Below are 5358 nucleotides of genomic sequence, written 5' to 3' on the forward strand. Positions count from 1 at the left end.
GCATCCTCTAAAGTTTCTTTGGTTCTTTCTGTTCACAGAAAGAACAGTACCCTCCAATTCGATGCACAAGTTATAAAATTAGTTCTCAGGTTGTTCTGCGGTTCCCGACAGGCGAGCCACATATTTCCCGATGATGTCGAATTCGAGATTGACCCGTGTGCCGGGCTCGATCCGGTGGAAATTGGTGTGCTCGTGCGTGTAAGGGATGATCGCCACCTGAAAGCCGTTCGGCCGGGAGTTGACGACCGTCAGGCTTACGCCGTTCACCGCGACCGATCCCTTTTCGACGGTCACGTAGCCCGATTTCCGCAGCCGTTCGGGGGCGTCGTAGTCGAAGGTGTAGTACCAGCTTCCGTCGGCGAACTCGACGGCCCGGCAGATGCCTGTCGTATCGACGTGTCCCTGGACGATGTGTCCGTCGAGCAGGGCGTTCATCCGCATGCTGCGTTCGAGATTGACCGGGTCGCCGATTTTCAGGTCGCCCAGGTTGCTCTTTTCGAGTGTTTCGCGGATGGCGGTCACGGTATAGGTGCTTTGTTCGGGTTCGACGGCGACGACGGTCAGGCAGACGCCGTTATGGGCTACGCTTTGGTCTACGTGCAATTCCGGTGCCAGATCCGCTTTGAGGGTGATATGGAGGTTGTCGCGGTCGGAATCCAGCCGGACGACGGTTCCCATGCTCTGTACGATTCCTGAAAACATAGGTTTTAAATGATTTTCTGAGGTTTCGGTTCGGGTTTCGTGCGGTACCCCGCCCCGGGCCACCGCGGCTTCGGTGAGGGGGTATTGTGGTACGTCGGCGACGTCGGGTATAGTTGGTCATCCACAGTTAACGGTAGCGACGGATATTTTTTGTGGTTCAACGCACAGAATATCGATTCCTGTCGCGCGAACCGCTGTGGTCTCGGTCTTCAGTTGCGTTGCCTCTCGGAATAAACGGAAGACGACACCCTGCGTTCGAAAAACCGCCCGAGCAGAAAATCTATCGCAGTGCGGCGCCCAGCGAAAGGCGCTATATGGGGGTAAAGGCGGCCAATAAAAGACGCTATGCGTCCCCGCCGCCGGGGGTGGCGACGCACTGCGCGACTCTGCGAGTCGCAAAAGCTCGCCCCAATTCTCCCCCCGTTCGTCCTCGGCGCGCCTCCCCCGCGCCGCTAAAGCGTCGCTGCGCCCGAGGCCGGCGACCCAAGGGTCGCAAGAGCACAGCCCTTGTTTTCGCCCAAAGCACAGCCCCGTGTCCGCCTCACTGCGACTCCGCTTTCGCTCCGCCACTTGTCGCATTTTTCCCGCGCGCCTTGGGCGATTCAACCGTCGCCCGCAGGGATTTCATCTCGATTTTGCTCATCGCAAAACGAGTGAAATCCCTCTTTAGGCGGGCGGGCGACGGTCGAGCTTCGAACCGGACGGGACTGCCCTGCGCGGGCAGCGGCCGAGTGACCTCGGCGGGACAGAGCGATACTGCGTATCGCTTACTTGGATGCTGTACCCCATTCTCTGTTCGCGCGCCTTGGGCGATTCATTCTGTTTTGGCTCATCGCCGAAACAGTTGAATCGCCTCCTAAGGCGTGGCGCACGAATGTTCATTGCCTGAAATAACAACGGCCGGCCGCCATGACGCGAATGCGTCGGCCGGGCAGGCCCCACGTCCCGTGGACGGGAAATGCTCACGCATTTCTGCGGCTGGGTCTGCCCAAATCTTCGCACCGTTCTCTGTTCGCGCGCCTCAGGCTCCGCAAAACTCAGGCCGGACGCGGGCGGTCAGCCCCGCCGCTTCGCTGCAAGCCTACAAAACGCCGATGCCGTAGTAGGCGAAGCCTAAGTTCCGCAGCTCGTTGCGGTCGAAGATATTGCGCCCGTCTACCACCACATCGCCTCGCATCGCGCGTTTGACCACCTCCCAATTGGGCAGACGGAACTCTTTCCACTCCGTCAGCAGCACCAGTGCATCCGCATCCAGCACCGCTCCGTAAGCGTCCGTAGCGTAGGCGATCGAGTCGCCGATCCGGCGTTTCGCTTCGGTCATCGCAATCGGGTCGTAAGCCACGACCTCTGCTCCCGCCTCCCGCAGCTGTTCGATGAGCACCAGCGCAGGCGCCTCGCGCATGTCGTCCGTCCCCGGCTTGAAAGCCAATCCCCACAGCGCGATCCGTCTGCCGCGCAATGCCTCGGCACTGCCGAAGTGGCCGACCAGCTTCTCGAACAAAATCCGTTTCTGCCGCTCGTTCACCCGCTCGACCGCCTCCAGCACCTCCATTCGACAGTTGTTCTGTTTTGCGCTGTGAATCAGTGCTTTGACGTCTTTCGGAAAGCATGAGCCGCCGTAGCCGCATCCCGGATAGAGGAACTTGTTCCCGATCCGGCTGTCTGCCCCGATCCCCTTGCGCACCATATTGACGTCGGCACCCACCGCCTGGCACAAGGCCGCCACGTCGTTGATGAAACTGATCCGTGTGGCTAGCATCGCATTGGCGGCGTATTTGGTCATTTCGGCCGACGGGATGTCCATGAACATCACCCGGAAGTTGTTGAGCAGCATCGGTTTGTAGAGCCGCGTCATCAGCTCTCGCGCCCGTTCCGAGTCGGTGCCGACGACCACCCGGTCGGGCCGGATGAAATCCTCGATGGCATTCCCCTCCTTGAGGAACTCCGGGTTGGAGGCGACGTCGAACGGAATCTGCACGCCCCGCTTATCCAGTTCGCCCTGAATCGTGGCGCGCACCTTGGCCGCCGTCCCCACCGGAACGGTCGATTTGGTCACCACCAGCACATACCGGTCGATGTGTCGGCCGATGGTTTCGGCCACCTGAAGCACGTAGCGCAGGTCGGCGCTCCCGTCCTCGTCCGGCGGCGTCCCCACGGCCGAGAAGACGATCTCCACCTCCGGCAAGACCGATTCCAGCGAGGTGGTGAAATGGAGCCTGCCGGCTTTGTAGTTCTTTTCGACCAGCTGCTCCAAGTTGGGTTCGTAGATCGGAATGATTCCGTTCTGCAGCCGTTCGATTTTCGAGGCGTCGGTGTCCACGCAGGTCACGTCGACGCCCAGTTCGGCAAAACAGGTCCCGGTCACCAGACCGACATAACCGGTTCCGACAATCGCTATCTTCATAATTCGGGTTCCTGCGGTTCTGACGGGGTGTCGAGCGGTTCGTAGTTGACGGTAAAGGAGGTGCTGCGGATGGTCGTTTGGGCGTTCGATCCTTTTTTCATCACGTAGGAGAAGACGAGCGATCCGGTGGTCGTGACGGTCAGTTCCGGCTCGCCGTTCGTCCCGTTTGTGAGCTGGGCTTCCCGGATGATTTCGTCGAACTGTTTTTTCTGCAGCTCCGACAGGTTGTTGTCGTAAATCGCAATGGCCTGCCGGTCGTTTTCAGCCTCGTCGGCGCCTTCGATCAGGATCGGATTGCCGCCGGACCCGTTCCGGATAAAGTTGTTCTTGAAAAACCATTGGTTGAGGTAAATGGCCACTTTGCACATGTCTTTTTCGGTCGGGGGAAGGGCGTCGATCTGTTCCTGGGACAGCAAATCGTTCAATGTCGGATAGATGACTCCGATCTGGTATACCGAAAAAGGTTTCTCGTCCTGACAGGAGGTCAGGGCCACGAAGCCGGCGAAAAAGGCGGCCAGAATGCCTAAAACTCTCTTTTTCATAACTCTGTTGCGCGTTTTTGTTTGGTTAGTCTCATGCTGCGGGGCGATCCGGCCCCGTTACAAATATCCGTATTTTTCGGGAAATATCCGACTACTGTTTGCAATACCAGTCGTAGAGTCGCCGGACGCCGTTGTCGATTTCGACCGAGTGGCGCCAGCCGAGGGCATGGAGCCGTGACGGGTCGGTCAGTTTTCGCGGTGTTCCGTCGGGTTTCGAGGCGTCGAAACGGATCTCGCCGGTGTAGCCCACGGTGTCGGCGATGAGCCGCACGAGCGAGGCGATGGTGAGCTCGCTGCCGGTGCCGATGTTGAGGTGGCAGTTCCGTATTTCTGTCCCTTTCCCGGCGGCCAGGTCGCGGAAGCTGACCCGTTCCATCACGTAGATGCAGGCGGCGGCCATGTCTTCGCTCCAGAGGAACTCCCGGAGGGGTGTTCCGCTGCCCCAGACGGTCATGGTGCCGGGGGTGATGCCGTATTTCTCGAGTTTTTCCCGTATGGTCGCCTCGAAGGCTCTCCCGTCGACGCCTTCGACGGGTCGTTTGGCGAAATCTGCACGTATGGCTGCCCAATCTCCTCGCATCAGAGCGGCTGCGATGTGCATCTTGCGCAGCAGGGCGGGCAGCACGTGGCTGGTCTCCAGGTTGAAATTATCCTCGGGCCCGTACAAGTTGGTGGGCATCACGGCGATGAAGTCGGTGCCGTACTGGAGGTTGAAACTTTCGCACATCTTCAGGCCGGCGATCTTGGCGATGGCGTAGGGCTCGTTGGTGTACTCCAGCGGTGAGGTGAGGAGGCACTCTTCGGTCATGGGTTGCGGTGCGTCGCGGGGGTAGATGCAGGTGGAGCCGAGAAAGAGGAGCTTTTTCACGCCGTGTCGCCAGGCGGTGGCCAGGACGTTGTTCTGGATCTGGAGGTTGCGCCAGATGAAGTCGGCCCGGTAGAGCGAATTGGCCATGATGCCGCCTACGTAGGCAGCGGCGAGAAAGACGTATTCGGGTTTTTCGGTCTCGAAGAAGGTCTCTACGGCGCGCTGGTCGGTGAGGTCGAGTTGGGCGTGGGTGCGGCCGATCAGCCGGCTGTAGCCTTGTTGTTCCAAGCCGCGCCAAATGGCGGAACCGACCAGACCGCGGTGGCCGGCGACGTATATTTTGGAGTCTTTTTCCATATCGGTAGGTTGTGTAGTTGCAGAGTATTTTGTGTGTCGGCTGGGCCGAGGCGGCCGCAGCGCAGGGTTGTTTGTGTTGTGCTGGTAAACCCGGCCAGAGCATCCCGCAGGGATGCGCTTTAAAGTTTTTCTGGTTCTCTTTGTTCACAAAGAGAACAGTACCCTCCAATTAATCGCGCGCTGCGCTGGGCCGGGCAGGAGGCGGAGAATTGGGCGAAAATTGGGGGCGGAGCCGTTGTCTGTGCATTGTTCTTAGCTGGTGCGACCCTTCGGGTCGCGCAGTCCGACGCCACCCCCGGCGGCGGGCTGCAACTCGCCGGAGCTCGTTGCGCCCTCCGCTGGCGCCGCACTGCTGGGCTGAGAGCGTAGTGTGATTCCGTAGGAATCGCTGGCTTCGTCGCCCACGGGGGGATGGGCGACAGGTCGAATAGGGTAGGGAATCGGCGTAGGCTGTGGGTTGGGCGGGGCTGGAGCGGGTCGGAGCCAGCGTGGCCGGAAACGAGCTCCGTCGAGTTGCAGGCCTACGCCTGGGGTGGCTCCGGCCC

General features: G+C 60.0%; 5 protein-coding genes. 1 reads left to right on the top strand and 4 read right to left on the bottom strand.

What is annotated here, in order from left to right; genetic code table 11:
* Positions 1 to 78: 78 nt before the first annotated feature.
* Positions 79 to 702: a riboflavin synthase gene (locus tag QZ292_RS09415; RefSeq protein WP_294600922.1), complete on the bottom strand. Its 624-nt coding sequence runs from the start codon at positions 700 to 702 to the stop codon at positions 79 to 81.
* Positions 703 to 741: 39 nt separating this feature from the next.
* On the opposite strand from QZ292_RS09415, the gene QZ292_RS09420 reads away from it, so the two are divergent.
* Positions 742 to 936 carry a hypothetical protein gene (locus tag QZ292_RS09420; protein ID WP_294600924.1) on the top strand — a complete coding sequence of 65 codons (195 nt, stop codon included), beginning with the start codon at positions 742 to 744 and terminating at the stop codon, positions 934 to 936.
* A gap of 847 nt (positions 937 to 1783) precedes the next feature.
* Here QZ292_RS09420 and QZ292_RS09425 read toward each other — a convergent pair.
* From QZ292_RS09425 to QZ292_RS09435, 3 genes are all read right to left on the bottom strand, one after another.
* Positions 1784 to 3106: a UDP-glucose/GDP-mannose dehydrogenase family protein gene (locus tag QZ292_RS09425; RefSeq protein WP_294600926.1), complete on the bottom strand. Its 1323-nt coding sequence runs from the start codon at positions 3104 to 3106 to the stop codon at positions 1784 to 1786.
* Positions 3103 to 3648 carry a hypothetical protein gene (locus QZ292_RS09430; protein WP_294600928.1) on the bottom strand — a complete coding sequence of 182 codons (546 nt, stop codon included), beginning with the start codon at positions 3646 to 3648 and terminating at the stop codon, positions 3103 to 3105. The genes QZ292_RS09425 and QZ292_RS09430 overlap by 4 nt, the downstream gene beginning before the upstream one ends.
* Before the next feature lie 91 nt (positions 3649 to 3739).
* Positions 3740 to 4813, bottom strand: a complete 1074-nt coding sequence (locus QZ292_RS09435; protein WP_294600930.1) for a GDP-L-fucose synthase — start codon at positions 4811 to 4813, stop codon at positions 3740 to 3742.
* Positions 4814 to 5358 lie beyond the last annotated feature (545 nt).

Source organism: uncultured Rikenella sp., assembly GCF_910577125.1.
Lineage (GTDB): Bacteria > Bacteroidota > Bacteroidia > Bacteroidales > Rikenellaceae > Rikenella.

Coding starts and splice junctions, on each gene's coding strand:
- QZ292_RS09415 (WP_294600922.1), bottom strand. CDS start 702: ATGTTTTCAGGAATCGTACAGAGCATGGGAACCGTCGTCCGGCTGGAT.
- QZ292_RS09425 (WP_294600926.1), bottom strand. CDS start 3,106: ATGAAGATAGCGATTGTCGGAACCGGTTATGTCGGTCTGGTGACCGGG.
- QZ292_RS09430 (WP_294600928.1), bottom strand. CDS start 3,648: ATGAAAAAGAGAGTTTTAGGCATTCTGGCCGCCTTTTTCGCCGGCTTC.
- QZ292_RS09435 (WP_294600930.1), bottom strand. CDS start 4,813: ATGGAAAAAGACTCCAAAATATACGTCGCCGGCCACCGCGGTCTGGTC.